The 15,932-nt window shown below is 60.7% G+C and carries 13 protein-coding genes; all 13 read right to left on the reverse strand.

Annotated features, from left to right (window positions below; genetic code table 11):
• Positions 1–167: 167 nt before the first annotated feature.
• Entirely contained in the window at positions 168–1,136 is a 969-nt protein-coding gene (gene yjfF, locus AAE029_RS14270; RefSeq protein ID WP_371073522.1) for a galactofuranose ABC transporter, permease protein YjfF, read from the reverse strand.
• A complete protein-coding gene (locus tag AAE029_RS14275) occupies positions 1,133–2,140 on the reverse strand; it encodes an ABC transporter permease (RefSeq protein ID WP_371073523.1) in 1,008 nt (335 codons plus the stop codon). The genes yjfF and AAE029_RS14275 overlap by 4 nt, the downstream gene beginning before the upstream one ends.
• A complete protein-coding gene (ytfR, locus tag AAE029_RS14280; protein ID WP_371073524.1) occupies positions 2,137–3,660 on the reverse strand; it encodes a galactofuranose ABC transporter, ATP-binding protein YtfR in 1,524 nt (507 codons plus the stop codon). The genes AAE029_RS14275 and ytfR overlap by 4 nt, the downstream gene beginning before the upstream one ends.
• A gap of 111 nt (positions 3,661–3,771) precedes the next feature.
• A complete protein-coding gene (ytfQ, locus tag AAE029_RS14285; RefSeq protein ID WP_371073525.1) occupies positions 3,772–4,734 on the reverse strand; it encodes a galactofuranose ABC transporter, galactofuranose-binding protein YtfQ in 963 nt (320 codons plus the stop codon).
• Between the two features lie 236 nt (positions 4,735–4,970).
• A complete protein-coding gene (locus AAE029_RS14290) occupies positions 4,971–6,890 on the reverse strand; it encodes a hypothetical protein (RefSeq protein WP_371073526.1) in 1,920 nt (639 codons plus the stop codon).
• Positions 6,887–7,921 (reverse strand): Gfo/Idh/MocA family protein, encoded by a 1,035-nt coding sequence (locus tag AAE029_RS14295; protein ID WP_371073527.1) that lies wholly within the window; start codon positions 7,919–7,921, stop codon positions 6,887–6,889. The genes AAE029_RS14290 and AAE029_RS14295 overlap by 4 nt, the downstream gene beginning before the upstream one ends.
• Position 7,922: 1 nt before the next feature.
• Positions 7,923–8,987 carry an ABC transporter permease gene (locus AAE029_RS14300; RefSeq protein ID WP_371073528.1) on the reverse strand — a complete coding sequence of 355 codons (1,065 nt, stop codon included), beginning with the start codon at positions 8,985–8,987 and terminating at the stop codon, positions 7,923–7,925.
• Positions 8,984–10,528, reverse strand: a complete 1,545-nt coding sequence (locus AAE029_RS14305; protein WP_371073529.1) for a sugar ABC transporter ATP-binding protein — start codon at positions 10,526–10,528, stop codon at positions 8,984–8,986. The genes AAE029_RS14300 and AAE029_RS14305 overlap by 4 nt, the downstream gene beginning before the upstream one ends.
• Positions 10,529–10,530: 2 nt before the next feature.
• A complete protein-coding gene (locus tag AAE029_RS14310; protein WP_371073530.1) occupies positions 10,531–11,175 on the reverse strand; it encodes a DUF2291 family protein in 645 nt (214 codons plus the stop codon).
• Positions 11,176–11,351: 176 nt separating this feature from the next.
• Positions 11,352–12,293, reverse strand: coding sequence for a D-ribose ABC transporter substrate-binding protein (locus AAE029_RS14315; protein ID WP_371073531.1), 942 nt, complete (start codon positions 12,291–12,293; stop codon positions 11,352–11,354).
• Positions 12,294–12,358: 65 nt separating this feature from the next.
• Positions 12,359–13,186 (reverse strand): phosphogluconate dehydrogenase C-terminal domain-containing protein, encoded by an 828-nt coding sequence (locus tag AAE029_RS14320; RefSeq protein ID WP_371073532.1) that lies wholly within the window; start codon positions 13,184–13,186, stop codon positions 12,359–12,361.
• Between the two features lie 112 nt (positions 13,187–13,298).
• On the reverse strand, positions 13,299–14,639 hold the full coding sequence (locus tag AAE029_RS14325) for a four-carbon acid sugar kinase family protein (protein ID WP_371073533.1): 1,341 nt from the start codon (positions 14,637–14,639) through the stop codon (positions 13,299–13,301).
• A 4-nt stretch (positions 14,640–14,643) separates the two neighbouring features.
• A complete protein-coding gene (gene oiaX, locus AAE029_RS14330; RefSeq protein WP_371073534.1) occupies positions 14,644–15,900 on the reverse strand; it encodes a 3-oxo-isoapionate-4-phosphate decarboxylase OiaX in 1,257 nt (418 codons plus the stop codon).
• Positions 15,901–15,932: the final 32 nt, after the last annotated feature.

Consider the following 15,932-nt stretch of genomic DNA (forward strand, 5'->3'; position numbering starts at 1 on the left):
AAAGCTGGAGCGGGATGTCGTCCGAAAACCGCGCACACTTTTCGGCATCCCGCTCGAGAGCCGGATGATTTCAGGTCGGATCGACCTGAAATCTGAATCCGCCTCTCAATCAAAAAGCTGGAGCGGGATGTCGTCCGAAAACCGCGCACACTTTTCGGCATCCCGCTCTAGGCATACCTCTTGTTCAGGCTGGAGAGGAGCAGAATGCCCTTCCGCAGCAGGATGAATGCGAAGAGCAGCAGCCCGATCAGGATCTTCGTCCACCAGCTCGAGAGCGTCCCGTCAAACGTGATGTAGGTCTGGATGAGTCCCTGGATCAGGATGCCGATGAGCGTGCCCGCCACGAAGCCTGCTCCTCCCGTCAGAAGCGTCCCCCCGATGACGACTGCCGCGATGGCATCGAGCTCCACCCCCACCGTCGCAAGCGAATAGCCTGCCGAGGTGTAGAGCGAAAATACGATACCGGCGAGACCGGCGAGAAAGCCCGAAAGCGCATAAATCTGGATCGTCGTGCGGCCGACGGGAACGCCCATCAACTGGGCTGTCTGTACACCGCCTCCCAAGGCGTAGACGTTCGTTCCGAAGCGCGTGCGATGGGCAATGAACATTCCGGCAGCGAATACGAGCAGCATGATGCCGCCGATCAGCGTCAGTCGTCCGCCGCCTGGAAGGCGATAGTAGAGGCTTGTCAATGTCGAATAGTATTCATGATTGATCGGAATACTGTCGATCGACAGCACGAAGGCCATTCCGCGGGCGAGGAACATGCCGGCCAGCGTGACGATGAAGGCCGGCATCTGCAGATAGTGGATGATCGCTCCCATGGCGGCGCCGAAGGCGGTCGTGATGATGAGCACGAGGACGAAGGCCAGCAGGGGATGGATCGAGGTATCGCGCAGGATGACGGCAAGGAACACGCCGGTAAAGGCGATGACCGAGCCGATCGACAGATCGATGCCGCCGGAAAGGATCACGAAGGTCATTCCAACCGCGGCTATTCCAAGAAAGGCATTGTCCGTCAGCAGATTGCCGATGACGCGCGTCGATAGCATGGTCGGATACTGCAGTGTGCAGACCGCATAGGCGAGGATGAAGATCACGATCGTCGCAAGCAGGGGCAGGTATTTCGAATTCATTTCCGCTGCCCTCCCGATTTGCGGCTGAAGAAGACGGTGGCCGATTGCAGCGCCGGCGACTGGATGACCAGAATGACGATGATGATCACGGCCTTGATGATCAAATTGAATTCCGGCGGGAAGCCCGAAAGCAGGATGCCCGTATTGACCGCCTGAATGATCATGGCGCCGATCAGCGAGCCGAGAATGCTGAACCGACCGCCGAGCAGCGAGTTGCCGCCGACGACGACAGCAAGAATGGCGTCGAGCTCCAGCCAGAGCCCGGCATTGTTGGCATCGGCGCCCTTGATGTCGGCTGCGACAATGATGCCGGCGATCGAAGCGCATAGGCCGCTCAGCATGTAGACTGCCATGAGCAGAACTGGGGTCTGGACGCCGGAGAGGCTGCTGGCGCGGCGATTGATGCCGATTGCCTCGACGAGCATACCAAGCGCTGTGCGGCGCACGAGCAGAATGACGAGCGCGCCGGCAATCAGCCAGATGACGACGGGCATCGGCAGGAAGGCGAAGGAGCCGCTGCCGAAGAAGGTCAGCCCTTCATCGTTGAAGGTCACGATGACGCCTTCGGTGATGAGCTGGGCAATGCCGCGGCCCGCCACCATCAGCACCAGCGTTGCGATGATCGGCTGGATGTTGAGGATTGCCACCAGGAAGCCGTTCCACACACCGCACAGAAGGCCGATGCAAAGCGTGATGATCAGGGTGTAGGCGAGTGAATTGCCGGCCACGACGGACGAGGCGGCAACGGCGCCGCAGATCGCCATGACGGCCCCGACCGAGAGATCGATACCTTTGGTCGCGATCACCAGGGTCATGCCGATCGCCAGCAGGGCCACCGGTGCACCGCGGTTCATGACGTCGATGAGACTTCCATAGAGCCGCCCGTTCTGAACGACGACGTTCAGGAACTGCGGGAACATGATGAAATTCAGGATGAGAATGACCGTAAGGGCAATCAGTTGCGGCGCAAGCCGAATGGCCGGCGCCTTCAGCGGGAGACTCATGCGACCTCCGTTTTCTTCTCGCCGGCGGCAATGGCCTCGACGATGCCGGCAGCGCTGATACGGTCACCCGTCAGCTCGGCAATGTGTTCCCGATCGCGAAGGACGATGACCCGTGAACTATAGGCGACGAGTTCCTCCAGCTCCGAAGAGATGACGATGAGTGACATGCCCTTGGCGCAGAGCTCTTCGATCAGGCGAATGATCTCGGCATGAGCGCCGACATCGATGCCGCGCGTCGGCTCGTCGAGGATGAGGAATTCGGGATTGGTCGCAAGCCAGCGTGCCAAGATGGCCTTCTGCTGATTTCCACCGGAGAGCAGTCGGATCGGCTTTTCGCGATCCGTCGTGCGGATGTCGAGCGCCTTGATATAACGATCAGCAAGGACATTCTGCTCGTTGCGGGAAAGCGGCCGGGCCCAACCCCGGCGGGCCTGCAATGCAAGGGCGATATTCTCCCGGATCGAAAGATCGCCGATGATCCCGTCCGTCTTGCGATCCTCGGGGCAGAAGCCGAACCGATTCTGGATGGCGGTGCGCGGACTGGAGAGTGTCACAGGCCTGTCGTCGATCCTGGCTGTGCCGCTGTCGGCATGCTCTATGCCGAAGAGCAGTTCGGCGGTTTCGGTGCGGCCCGATCCGAGCAGGCCGGCGACGCCGACGACCTCACCGACACGCACGTCGAGGTCGAAGGGTTTGACCTTGCCGCGCTTCCCGTAGCCTTGGAAGCTGTATTTGACGGGGCCGGCGGCGATCGACTTTTCCTTGGCTGCCTCTTCCGCCTGTGCCAGCTCGCGGCCGAGCATCATGCTGATAAGGCTCTGGCGCGGCAGGTCGGCCGTATCGCGCGTTCCGACAAGCCTTCCGTTGCGCAGCACGGTGATGCGGTCGCTTATGTCGTAGACCTGCTCCAGAAAGTGCGTGATGAAGATGATCCCGAGTCTCCTTTCTCTCAGGTCCCGAATGATACGGAAGAGCATCGCGACTTCCTGCGTATCGAGGCTTGCCGTCGGCTCGTCGAGAATGAGGACCTTGCCGGAAAGGTCAACGGCTCGGGCGATTGCCACGACCTGCTGGACGGCGACCGAGAAGCGATCGAGCTGTGCCGTGACGTCGATATCCATTCCATAGCGGGCGAGAAGTTCACGGGCTTGGCGGTTCATGGCGCGCACATCGACCATGCCGAAACGCTTCGGCTGGCGGCCGAGAAACAGGTTCTCGGCAACGCTCAGGTTCGCAAGCAGATTGACTTCCTGATAAACCGTACCGATGCCGAGCTTCTGGGCAGCGAGGGTATTGGCCGGATTGATCTCGCTTCCTGCGAGCTGGAGGCTGCCGGCGTCGCGATGATAGGCGCCGGTCATGCATTTGATCAGTGTCGACTTGCCTGCGCCGTTTTCGCCGAGCAATGCGTGCACCTCACCTTGGCGGAGGGTGAAATCGACATTGTCCAGGGCGATGGCGCCGGGAAAATGCTTCGATATTCCGGACGCGACGAGAATCTTCTCGAAATCATAAGCCATGAACGGGAATTCCTGATGTTCAGTTCCTGTGCCGGCAAGACGCAGCGTCCGCTCCCGGCAGGGTGGAACCGCGCCGGCGCGTAAGAGCGTCGGCGCAGTTCCTGTGTCACATCAATAGCCCTGTCCCTTCTTTTCCTCGTAGACCTTCATCGGATCGTCGGCCTTCGTATAGAGCTTCGATTCCGTCTGGATCCACTTCGCGGGCTCCTTCTTGTCCTTGAGATAGGCGTCAAGCACGTCGAAGGCGGGGCCGGCCATGTTCGGGGTCAGCTCGACCGTTGCGTTGGCTTCGCCGCTTGCCATGGCCTTGAAGATATCCGGCACCGCGTCGATCGAAACCACGAGAATGTCGGTCCCCGGCTTCAGACCGGCTTCCTTGATAGCCTGGATGGCGCCGACAGCCATGTCGTCGTTATGGGCATAAAGTGCACAGATGTCCTTGCCGCCGTTTTCCGCCTTCAGGAAGCTTTCCATGACTTCCTTGCCCTTGGTGCGGGTGAAGTCACCGGTCTGGCTGCGGACGATCTTGAAATTGTTATGACCGGCGATGGCTTCCTCGAAGCCCTTCTTTCTGGCGATCGCCGGCGACGATCCGGTGGTCCCCTGCAATTCGACGACGTTGCACTTCTTGTCGCCGACCGTCTTTACCAGCCAGTCGCCGGCGACCTTGCCTTCGTGGACCTGGTCCGACGTGACTGCCGTCAGATAGAGATCCTTGGGCGCGTTGATGGTACGGTCGAGCAGGATGACCGGGATTTCCGCTTCCTTGGCTTCCTTCAGGACATCGTCCCAGCCGGTTTCCACGACTGGTGCGAGCAGAATGGCGTTCACGCCCTGCGCGATGAAGGATCGAATCGCCTTGATCTGATTCTCCTGCTTCTGCTGAGCATCGGCGAACTTCAGGTCGATGCCGCGTTTTTCCGCCTGCTGCTTGGTGACCGTGGTTTCGGCGGCGCGCCAGCCGGATTCCGAGCCGATCTGCGAAAAGCCGACGACCAATTCCGCGGCGGAAGCCGAACCAAACATGCAGGCAGCCAAAACCGTGGCACTTAAAAGCGCAATTTTCAATTTCATGATTTCCTCCAATGGGCCGACTCTCCACGCGGCCAGGGAGAAAAAAGCATATAGTAGTACTTTTGTAAATCCACCTTTAGGAGTGGCGACAACATTCCCTTGCATCCTCCCGACGAGCTTCAGAAACGGACAGGTCATTCGATGCGATCTGCACCGCGAGCAAAGGCCGCGGGCAATTGCTCCGGATGACCGGCGCGTCACCGTGCAGACGATGGATCAGGTTGTCGATTGCGCTCTCAGAGCGACAAAATTCGAGGTGACATAGCCGGTGGCAAGCTGTTTGCCGGGCTCACAGAAATGGCTGAGTAGGGAGCCAGTGTGACAACGTCATCCGCCGCATCGCCTTTCGTCCGGAATGCATGGAGACTGGCCTGCTGCGCCTTTGCCGTGACATTCACGAGCCAGAGGATATCGCCGGACTCCGGCCTCGCGGCGAATGAAACAATCCTTGACGGGTCGGAGGACGTCGCTTCGATCCATTCGGATCCGGAGAGACTCGCAAGCGCCTTGATCGCACGGAAAATCGGCCGTCTTCCGCCCTCCGGGACCGGCTCGTCCCTGTCGGCGATCAGGCCGAACGGGCCGGTGAGAGCCGAAAGCGTCAGGCACTCCAATCCGGCATCGAGCACTTTTGCCGCATAGCCGAGGGCGAATGCTTCGGCGAAGCGCCCGTTATGCCGCGGATCCCAGTTGGCCATCGGAATGCGGCCACCCGCCGGATTGTCCATGGTGCGGCTGCCATAGGGGTTCTGCCGCATGGGGATGGTCGAAGGACCGATGCGGTAGGCCTTGTCACCGTAGATGGCACGAACCGATCGGGTGATGAAAGGCAGGGCCTCCAATGTCTGCATGACGCTGAGATCGTCGGCGGCATGGACGATCGGATTGGTGCAATGGGTGATGAAGTCGAGCGGTTCCGCTGGCACGCGCTTGCGGTTCAGTTCAGTGAAATAGCTGAGCATGCCACCCCCGAGCCGCACGCCCGGAAAGGATGCATGCGCCGCTGCGTAAATCTCCTCGAGCGGCGGGCATTCAGGCCACGCGCTGCCGGGCGGCGTCGATTGCCTATCGACCGAGGGAGAAATCACGAGAGCATGCGGCTGAAAGCGCGCGGTGCGAATCCAGGCCGCAATCTCTTTCGTCTCGTTCGCCGATGACCGACGACAGGGCAGCGCCAGTTCCAGTGTCGTCTTGCCGTGGTGGAGGTCCGCCAGCGCTGCAAAATCCCGGAATACTTCACCGGTATGACCGGCCAGCGGATCGAAATGAAAAATCAATTCCTGCGCGCCGACTTCCGTCAAAATGGAAGCGGCCTTAAGGCTGGCCTTCGCCTCCTCCGGCGTGATGACCAAGCCAATGGCCGGCATGACGCCATGTTTTCTACCTCTCTCGATGACAACCGGTTCTTCGGTCGGAGGCGTCGCTGCGGCGGTCGCAGGAGCTTCGCGCCGGTCGGCGATATCGAGGGTGATGCGCTGTCGAAGGGACTCGTTGGCCGGGATTTCGTAAGGCCAGGGCAGGGCGAGAGGACGAACATAGGTCTTGTACGAGGCGTCCGACCAGTTGCGCTGGTCTTCCATTTCGAATGTGTCGCCCTCCATCCTGCATTCGGCTGTCACACCCGGCAGGACCGTATGGGTTATTGCCCGCATATCCTTGAAAGGCTGCCACGGATCGATCAGATCGGGAAGGCGCGTGTCTTCGCGACTGCCGTCGACATGTTCCACGATCACACCCGTCCCGGCCACGCCGGCAATCGGGTGAAGGATGCAGAAGCCGCAACGGTTCGTCTCGAAGCCGCTCGTTGAAAGGGCGTCGGCTTCGAAGATCAGCCTGCCGTTCGCATCGCCAGTGATCCTGGCCTCAATCGTGAGATCGGTCCGATCCGGTCCGACGCAATGCGCCGTATAACTTACGGAGAACGCGGAGGCGCCTTGCTCGATGGCGAGATTTTCAATCCGCGGGCTATAGGTGCCCCAGTCGCGATCCCTGACTAGGTAGGAGACGGCACGAAGCACTTCGACGCCGTCGTAGGTAATCGTGCGAAGATTGCCGTTTATGAGGTCGGCGACCAGCCTTCCTGCAACAAGGTGCACGGGCTGCACTTCGACTTCATGCGTGCCGAAAATAAGGAAATGATCCGCTTGACCGATCATCGCAGCATTGCTCCGATATCGATCGGCTTGCCGCTCTCGGCGCTTTCGTAGGCCGCTTCTACAAGCGCGAAGGTTTTGAGATTATCGGCGCCGGATGTCGAGGTCTCGCGGCCTGCGGCGAGACGGTCAGCCCAGTGCTGCTCGATGGCAAGGACGCTTTCCTGAATATTGTGCCAAGGTCTGGAAGCCCAGGAAAGGAGCCTGGGCGATACGTCCAGGAGTTCGGTCCCCTTGGCGTTGGTCACCTCGAGCCGATAGCCCTGCGAAAGACGGATGGTGCCTTCCGTACCGTCGAGCTCGATCAGCGTTTCCGGGAAGGGTTCGGTCCCAAGCTTCGTCGCGTAGCTGACATCGACGATCGAGGTTGCGCCGCCTTCGTGATCGAGCAGGATCGTCGCAACATCTTCGCCCCTTATCTTCGGATTGACACGCTTCGTCCGCGCCGTGAGCGTGCTGACATCGCCAAGGATGTAGCGGGCAATGTCGAGCGTATGGATGCCGAGATCCTCGATGATGAATCGTTCGCCTTCGGCAAGATAAGGCTGGCCGGAAAAGACGTCGAAGCCGGAGCGGAACGAAAAGCGCCCCCAGAACGGCTGGCCGATCGCTCCATCATCGAGCGCTTTCCTCACGGCCTGAATCGGTGTCTGCCAACGAAAGTTTTCATGGACCATCAGGGGAATGCCGGCATCGCGGCAGGCTTTCACCATTGCCTTGGCATCCGCGAGCGTCTTGGCGAACGGCTTTTGGCAGATCGCCGGAACCTTGTGAGCCGCTGCCATTTCCACCAGCGCACGATGGCTCTGTACGGTCGTGGCGATATCAACGAAATCGAAGCCGCCATCCCGGAAGAGCGCTGCCGCGTCGCTGTAGCGCCGTTCGACCCCGAACGTGTCGCCGACGATCCTCAGGCGTTCGGGATCGCGATCGCAGATGGCGACGATATCCGCTCCCTTTACGTCCTTCCAGGCGTGCATCTGGTTCATCGCGAAGAAGCCGCAGCCGATCAAAGCGCCGTGAAAACCGGTCATCTCATCCTGCCTTTGCCATTTGCATGAGGGTTACGCGCTGCTGCAGGCGGCGCTGGGCCTGGTCGACGACAACAGCGATGATGATGACGAGGCCTTTAATGACCATCTGCCAGAAGGACGAAACGCCCATCATCACGAGCCCGTCGGAAAGGATGCCGATGACGAAAGCGCCGATGATCGTGCCGCCGATCGTGCCGCGCCCGCCCGACATTGACGTGCCGCCGAGGACCGCCGCCGCGATCGCGTTGAGCTCGAAGCTCTCGCCGGTCGCCGGATGCGACGCCATCAGCTCCGAGGAAACCACGAGCCCGACGATGGCCGCGCAAAAGCCCGAGAACATGTAGACGAAAATCTTGACGAGATCGACGCGGATGCCGGACATGCGCGCCGCCCGCTCGTTACCGCCGACCGCAAAGATATGGCGACCAAGCGGCGTCGAGCGGGCGACGTAGGCCGCCGCAAGAGCCAAGATGACCAGAATCCAGACCGAGACCGGCAAGCCGAGAATGCGGCCGGCGCCGAGGAAGCCGAAGCCGGTTGTCGCAAATTCAGGCTTGCCGACCAAGTTCGGAAAGGTCTGCCCGTCGGAAGAAAGTAGTGCGAAGCCGCGGGCGACATAGAGCGTGCCAAGTGTGGCGATGAACGGCGCGACATTGAGCTTGGTGATGAGCAATCCGTTCACCAGCCCTATGGCAATACCGACGGCAAGGGTGATGAGGATGACCTCGAAGATATTGAAATAGATCGTGTAGCCGATCTGGAGGTCGAGCCCGTTCAGGATCAGCCCGCCCGCGACCATGCCGCAAAGGCCGACAATCGAGCCGACCGAGAGATCGATGCCGCCGGTGATGATGACGAAGGTCATGCCCATGGCGAGAAAGGCGTTGAGCGCCACATGCTTCGACATCAGGATCAGGTTTGCGGTCGAAAGGAAGTTGGGAGCCGCGAAGGCGAAGAAGATGAAGACGGCGAAAAGCGCGATGAAGGTTCGGGCCTTCATCAGCGTAAGAAGCAGTGAGCCGGTGTTCGCCTTGGCAGCAAATGTCGAAGTGGTGTCCGCCGTCATGACGCGAGTTCCCCTGTATGTCCGTGTCCCTTGGCCGAAGCGGCGATGATCGCGTCTTCGCTCGCGTCCGCGCGGTCGAAGACAGCGACGAGCTGGCCGTTGCTCAAGACCGCGATGCGGTCCGAAAGCGCCATGACCTCTTCAAGGTCGGAGGTTGAAAATAGAATTGCCAGGCCGTCGCTTGCGAGCCTGCGCATGGTTCGGAAGACATCCGCCTTGGCGCCGACATCGATGCCGCGGCTCGGCTCGTCCATCAGCAGCACCTTTGGTCCCGTCATCAGCGCCTTGCCGATCACGACCTTCTGCTGATTGCCGCCCGACATGGAGGTCACTTCGAAATCCGGATTGGGCGCCTTGATCGAAAGGTCGCGGATGGTCTCGCGAACGGCGCCTTTTTCGGCATCGGCTCGGATATGGAAAAAGCGGGTGAATTTTTCGAGGCTGGCGAGCGTCAAGTTGCTTGCAATCGAGAGCACCTGAACCAGCCCCTCGCGCTGCCGGTCCTCCGGGATCAGCGCCAGACCGCGCCGGATTCTCCGTGTCGTGTCGCGTTCGCGCACCTCCTCACCGTCGATGAAGATACGCCCGGTAGAATGCAGATGTCTGCCCATCACGCATTCGAAGAACTCGCTGCGACCCGCGCCCATCAGCCCGTAGATCCCAAGAATCTCGCCGGAGCGGACGGAGAGGGAAACGTGGTCGACGGCAAGGCCACCGGTCGGCCTTGGCAGGCAAATCTCCTCGGCGCGGAACATCTCGTCTCCGATCTTATGTCTGATCGTCTTGGAGAAATCCTTTGCGTCCGAGCCGATCATCGAGCGGACGATCCATTGCGTGTCGATGTCCTTGACCTTGGCCTCACCGGTGATCTGGCCGTCGCGCAACACGGTGATGTAGTCGCCGATGCGCATCAGTTCTTCCAGCCGGTGCGAGATATAGACGATCGCGACACCCTGGGCCTTGAGTTCGGCGATAACCTTGAACAGCACATCGACCTCGGCCGCGGAAAGGGCGGATGTGGGCTCATCCATGATCAGGATGCGGGCGTTCAGCGATATCGCCTTGGCGATCTCGACAAGCTGCTGCTGACCGATCGGCAGATCCTCGACCATCGTCTCGGCATCGATGCCCGCATCGAGCTTCCCCAGGAACCCATTGGCCTTGGTCACCTGCGCGTTATGATCGATCCCCAGGATGCCGCGCGTGATTTCGCGCGTCGCGAAGATGTTTTCCGCAACGGACATGTTGGCGAAAAGATTGAGCTCCTGGAAGATCATGCCGATGCCATGCGCCTGCGCGTCCGCCGGACTGTCGAAGAAGACGGGCTCGCCATCGAGAATGATCCGGCCGATCGTCGGCCGTTCGACACCGGCAATGATGCGCATCAGCGTCGATTTTCCCGCGCCATTCTCACCGACGAGGACGTTCACCGCGCCGCGGCGCAATTCGAGATTGGCGCGCTTGACGGCGACGATGCCCGAATAGACCTTCGACACGTCCTCCAGCCGCAGGATGATGTCGTCCGAGGCGTTTTGCTGCATGGCTATTGCCCCACGATTAGCGTTGCAGGGGTGATCAGTGGCAGTTCGCCCTTCGCGGGCAGAGGAAATGCGCCAACGACATTTACTGTCTTGCCGGGAAGGCCGTCTCGCGGCAGGGATGCCAGCAGTGTATCATTGACATGCTGGTTGAAGGCCTTGCCGAACTGGGCCCATTCGATCTGGTTCTTGAATTCGTTGAAATTGACGAAATCGAGCGCATCGCGCAGCGCCGTTCCACGGATTGCCGGACCGATCTGCACTTTGGCATCGGTCTTCCCGTCACCGTCGGCATCAACGTCGAGCGTTGCCGCCCGTGAAGCGGTATCCGCCGCGACTACCTTGCCCTGCAGTTTCACGGCATAGGTCCACGGTGAATTGCTCTGCTTGTTCGGATTGCCGTATTTGGCACCTGCTTGGTCCGGATTGGTCGATGCGAGCGCAACGACATCCTTGAGGTCGCCGGCCCGCTTTTCAAGCGCGGGAACCGCCTGGGACTGCCATATCGCGGCGACCTTCTGCGCCGGATCAAATGCGGTTTTGGCTGCCTCCGCCGCCTTTTCCTCGGCCGTCGGCGTCTTGATGATCTTGCAGCCCGGTAGTCCCGCCGCCAGCAATGCGACCAGCACCGCGCTCCTCATCCTCAGCATCGAATGCACTCCACCCCTCTAGAGCAATTCCAGGAAAAATTTGCAGCGGTTTTCCGTCCGGAATTGCGTAAGAACAAAAGGCTAGAGCGGTTCGCGATTCAAGGAAAAGCTGAACCGCTCTAACGATAGCATGCGGAGAGCGGGTTGCCCGCTCTCCGCCGAAATGCCCGCCGCCATCAGTTCGTCAGGGCGAAGGTCTCAAGCTTGTTGACGTTATCGGAGTTGATGAGGATGCAATCCATCAACTGCTTCTCTTCCTTCGGTGTCGTCTTGTTCTTGATGTAGGCGTCAGCCTGTTCGACAGCCATCTGCGCCTGGGCATAGGCAGGCTGCAGCACGGTTGCCTTGATACCGCCGGCCTTGATCGAGTCGCGAACATCGTTGGAGCCGTCGAAGCCGACGACGATGACATCCTTGCGGCCGGCGGCCTGCAATGCTGCGATCGCGCCCATCGCCATCGTGTCATTGCCGGAGATCACGCCCTGGATATCCGGATTTGCCTGCAGGATGGTCTCCATCTTGGCATAGGCTTCCGTCTGGCTCCAGTTTGCCGACTGCTGAGCGACCATCTTCATGTCCGGATAGTCATCGATCACATCGTGATAGCCCTGCGACCGGATGCCGGCATTGGTGTCGGATTCCTTGCCGACCAGCTCGACATAGTTACCCTTCTCGCCCATCAGCTTGACGAATTCCTGCGCGCCGAGCTGTGCCCCCTGGTAGTTGTTGGAGACGATCTGCGCGACGGCGACACCGGTCGCGTTGATCTCACGGTCGATCAGGAAGGACGGAATGCCGGCATCCTTCGCCTTCTGCACGGCGGCGACGGTCGCGTCCGCGCCGGCATTGTCGAGGATGATCGCCTTGGCGCCGCGGCCGATCGCGGTATCGATCAGTTCGGACTGCTTGTTGGCGTCGTCGTCATGCGAGACGCTGAGGACCTCGTAGCCGAGCTCCTTGGCCTTGGCTTCGGCGCCCTGGGCCTCCGCCTTGAAGAACGGATTGTCATGCGCAGGCGTGATGATGGCAATCAGGTCCGCCGAAAATGCGGGCATTGCCGTACCGAGCGCGAGCGCACCGGCGAAAGCGGCGATAGTCAGTTTGCGTGCCAGTTTCATGTTTTCCTCCCGAGTGAAACTGCAAGCCCTGTCCCCCGCAGGGCGATAAAGAGGGGGAGATGACGTCAGGTGATACGCCGAATGCTTTCTGCGATCTCCTGCGGTTCGAAAACCTTCTTCCAGTCGTCGCGCATCAGCGCCGGAATGCCGAACTCGATTGCCTTGTTGCAGGCATCCGAAAACACGCCGTCGACTTCCTTGAAGATAACGGCGCCGAGCACATTCATGTGGCCGAGCAGGAAGTCGCGAGCGGCTTCGGCCGGTACGCCCCGCGCGATGCACTCGTCCATCGCCTGGCGCATGATGACGAGCAGCGAGGCGCAGACCGTCTCAGACAGGCCCGGCTCCAGCATCGCCATCTGTTCGACCGTGACGCGGTGCGAGCGCATGACAGGCGCCCAGATGACCTTTGCGATCTCCTCGCCCAGCGCATAGGCAGAATCCGGTCCCTGCATCAGAGCCGACACGATATGCTGCTTGGCGAAAAGCCCGCCGAAGTGGTCTTTCTTGGCCCGCATCTCCGTCTCGTCATTGAAGATCGGCGGATGGCAGGGATGCGTGACGAAATAGGTGAGGTCGTCTCGCTTCGGCAGGTGGCCTGCAAAAGGCGCTGCGGCGTCGAGGGCCACGACCATCGTGCCTGGTTTCAGCTTGTCGACGATGCCGGCAGCGACCTTGCCGATCGCCGTATCCGGTACGGCCAGGATGACGACATCGGCCCCGTCAAGTGCCTCATCGGCGGGAACGCAGGACAATCCGAGATCGTTCTTCAAGCGCGCCTTGCCGACATCGCTGACCTCGACATGTCGCACGTCGAAGCGTGAGCCTTTGAGATTTTTGGCGAGCCGGTATCCCATCTTGCCGCCGGCACCGAAGAGCGCAATCGAAGTCATGTTTCCTCACCTTTCTTGGATATCGAGATTGGTATCCCAGCTGGTATGATGAGTCAATCACCATTCCACTTTCCGCCTTGAAAATTGTAAGCGGGCGGGGGCGCGTCCATGACTAGCCTCTTCTTCCGTCGCGGATCTGCGAGAAATAACCGTCCGTGCCGACCTGGCCGCCCTTCAGCGCAATCTGCAGACCGTTGGTCGGCGCGTAGTCGCCATGGGCAACGCAGAGCGGCGAGCCGGGCGTCTGAGGAAGGGGAAGAAGGGTCGTCAGCGCCTCGACGCGAAGTTCTCTCAGGGCATGGCTGGATGTATCGCCACCGGCAATCACCGCGCGGGCCAGATTTTCCGTCTCGACGAGACGGCGAAGGACGATACCGAGACCCTCGCCAAGCCGGTGGCGCGCGCCGGGAACCCGATCGATTTCACTGCCGCGATCTGCGGCGGGACCGAGCGCCGTATGCAGGATAACGCTGCGTCCCCGCTTCAGCACGTCCAATCCTGACTGGACAGCCTCGTCGATCGCCTGATCTCGGCTTTCGCCGACAAGCGAGAGCGGATCGACGCCGATGCCTTCGAAGCCGTCATCGATGGCGTGCCGGATCTGCCGCTCCGTTGTCGGCGAGACGCTGCCGGATACAACGGCGAGACGATCGACCTTCCCCGGCGACTGAAACTCCGCGGATCCGCCGATCCGGCCTTCGGCTCTCCAGTTCTGGAGAAGCGCATATTCGACACCCGACGATCCCACAACGAAAAGGCCGCCGTCGCGGCGAAGTCGCCAGATCTGCCGTCCCGCCGCCGTCTGACTGGCGAGGTCATCCACGTCGATCAGCAGGACACCGCGGCATTGCGCGGCAAGCTCGTCCATCCGCCAGTCGACATCGGCCGATCGCATTGTAACGAGGTCGGCGAGAACAATGGGAAGCGCCGTCTGCCTGCCGAGATGCAGGGCAAGGTCGGCCTCGTTCATAGGGGTGACGGGATGGCGGCTCATCACGGGGTGACGGTCTATGCGGAAGACCCGGTCTTGATAGGCCGCGAAAAGGTGCCCGAAGGCGGTGTAGCGCCGAAGCTGCGGTGCGCCGACGATGACAGGGACGAATGGCTGGGCGAAGGAAGCCCTGCCGATCTCGATCGCCTTGCCGATGCTGCCGATCTGCGGGCTGGAATCAAAGGTCGAGCAGACCTTGTAATGGCAGATTGCCGCTCCGAGGCCCTTGAGCCATTCGAATGCCGGGGCGAGGTTTTGCTCCATCCATACCGGATTTTCGCTGCGGCTCGTTCCGGCAATGCCGATCGCGCGGCAATCCTTGAAACGTTCGAGCATCTCCGTTCGCGGGATACCTAGAAACAGGACTGTCGACACGCCATGGGAGGCGAGCGCTTCCATCACGTCAGTGGAGCCGGTGAAATCGTCCCCGTAGTAGCTGATGAGGAGGTTGCCGTCGTTCATCTATTCAGGCGCCCCTGCCATCGCTGAATTTTTCGATCGAGGCTGCAAGCTCCGGATGATCCCTGGCATATTCCTCCAGAGGAACATCGGCGACCGCGGCCTGCCATGCCTGCTGCACGGCGCGCACGCCGGCCGCCGGCCCGCCGGGATGACTGACGATGCCGCCGCCGCAAAGATAGAGAAGATCGGTCGTCCGCCCGGTGCGCTGATAGGTGTCCGGAGCCTGCCCGCCCCATTGTCCTGAGCCGGCTACCGGAAGTGGACAGTCGCTGGCGTCAAAAAGCGGTGTGCTGACCGCCTTGAAGGATTCGACGAAGCTTTCGTCCGGCTCCCAGTATTTCACCCGGATGCCGTTGATCTGGAACTGATCGACGCCGAGCAGGCGCCAGAATTGCTGCCAGACCTTGAAATCCATGCCGGCGCCCGGATGACGCGTCAGCACGTCCCAGCCGTTGCGATGCGCGTGCAGGACGAGGCCGGAGCGCTTGCGCAGGAAGCTCATGCCGCCGAAGCCGATCGAGTTGATGTTGACGACGGCACAATTGCCGCCCGCCTTCAAGACGAGATCGTGATTGCGCATCATTTCGTCGGGGTCGGCATGGGAGATGCCGAAGGCATACATGATTTTCTTTCCGGTCTTCTGCTCGTGATCGAGGATCAGCGGCATGATCGCCGCGACGCGCTCCGCCAGCGGCGAATAGGCGGGGCTCATCAGTTTCTCGTCGTCCTTGATGAAATCGACGCCGGATTGAATGAGTTCGCCGACCAGTTCCGCGGTCTCATGCGGCCTGAGCCCCAACGCCGGTTTGACGATGGTGCCGATGATCGGCCGGCCCTCGACACCGGTCAGGCGCCTGCTGCCGGCGACACCGAATTGCGGACCGGGATGCGCGCCCCGGAAAGCATCGGGCAGCTTCATGTCGACGATCCGGATGCCGGTCATACCCTTGATCGAATAGACGCCGCCGATCGCGATCGTCATCAGGGCGGAGAGATCGGTCCCGATGGCATCGAGCGGAAAGGCGATATCGACATCAGCCCGGCGCAGCCGCGTGTCGGCTGAAGCAATTTCTGGCCATGTCGGATGTTCCGCATCCTCGAGCGGACGAATTGCAAGTACGCGCGCCGCGACTCGCGACTTGAGTTCTTCCGTTTCGCCCGGAACCGGCACGAAGGTTCCCGTTGACTGATCGCTGGCGATCTTGTCGGCCATGGCCTCGACGCTGCCGGGGGTTTCGATGCGGTAGGTAAGAATGATCATGACGAATGCAGTTGCTCCTCTGACCATGTCAC

This window comes from Sinorhizobium sp. CB7 (assembly GCF_041357635.1).
Lineage (GTDB): Bacteria > Pseudomonadota > Alphaproteobacteria > Rhizobiales > Rhizobiaceae > Rhizobium.

Excerpts from the sequence above, each read along its gene's own strand:
- AAE029_RS14325 (WP_371073533.1), bottom strand. The coding sequence starts at position 14,639 with ATGAACGACGGCAACCTCCTCATCAGCTACTACGGGGACGATTTCACC.
- AAE029_RS14290 (WP_371073526.1), bottom strand. The coding sequence starts at position 6,890 with ATGATCGGTCAAGCGGATCATTTCCTTATTTTCGGCACGCATGAAGTC.
- ytfQ (WP_371073525.1), bottom strand. The coding sequence starts at position 4,734 with ATGAAATTGAAAATTGCGCTTTTAAGTGCCACGGTTTTGGCTGCCTGC.
- AAE029_RS14295 (WP_371073527.1), bottom strand. The coding sequence starts at position 7,921 with ATGACCGGTTTTCACGGCGCTTTGATCGGCTGCGGCTTCTTCGCGATG.
- AAE029_RS14315 (WP_371073531.1), bottom strand. The coding sequence starts at position 12,293 with ATGAAACTGGCACGCAAACTGACTATCGCCGCTTTCGCCGGTGCGCTC.
- AAE029_RS14310 (WP_371073530.1), bottom strand. The coding sequence starts at position 11,175 with ATGCTGAGGATGAGGAGCGCGGTGCTGGTCGCATTGCTGGCGGCGGGA.
- AAE029_RS14300 (WP_371073528.1), bottom strand. The coding sequence starts at position 8,987 with ATGACGGCGGACACCACTTCGACATTTGCTGCCAAGGCGAACACCGGC.
- oiaX (WP_371073534.1), bottom strand. The coding sequence starts at position 15,900 with ATGATCATTCTTACCTACCGCATCGAAACCCCCGGCAGCGTCGAGGCC.
- AAE029_RS14320 (WP_371073532.1), bottom strand. The coding sequence starts at position 13,186 with ATGACTTCGATTGCGCTCTTCGGTGCCGGCGGCAAGATGGGATACCGG.
- yjfF (WP_371073522.1), bottom strand. The coding sequence starts at position 1,136 with ATGAATTCGAAATACCTGCCCCTGCTTGCGACGATCGTGATCTTCATC.
- AAE029_RS14305 (WP_371073529.1), bottom strand. The coding sequence starts at position 10,528 with ATGCAGCAAAACGCCTCGGACGACATCATCCTGCGGCTGGAGGACGTG.
- AAE029_RS14275 (WP_371073523.1), bottom strand. The coding sequence starts at position 2,140 with ATGAGTCTCCCGCTGAAGGCGCCGGCCATTCGGCTTGCGCCGCAACTG.
- ytfR (WP_371073524.1), bottom strand. The coding sequence starts at position 3,660 with ATGGCTTATGATTTCGAGAAGATTCTCGTCGCGTCCGGAATATCGAAG.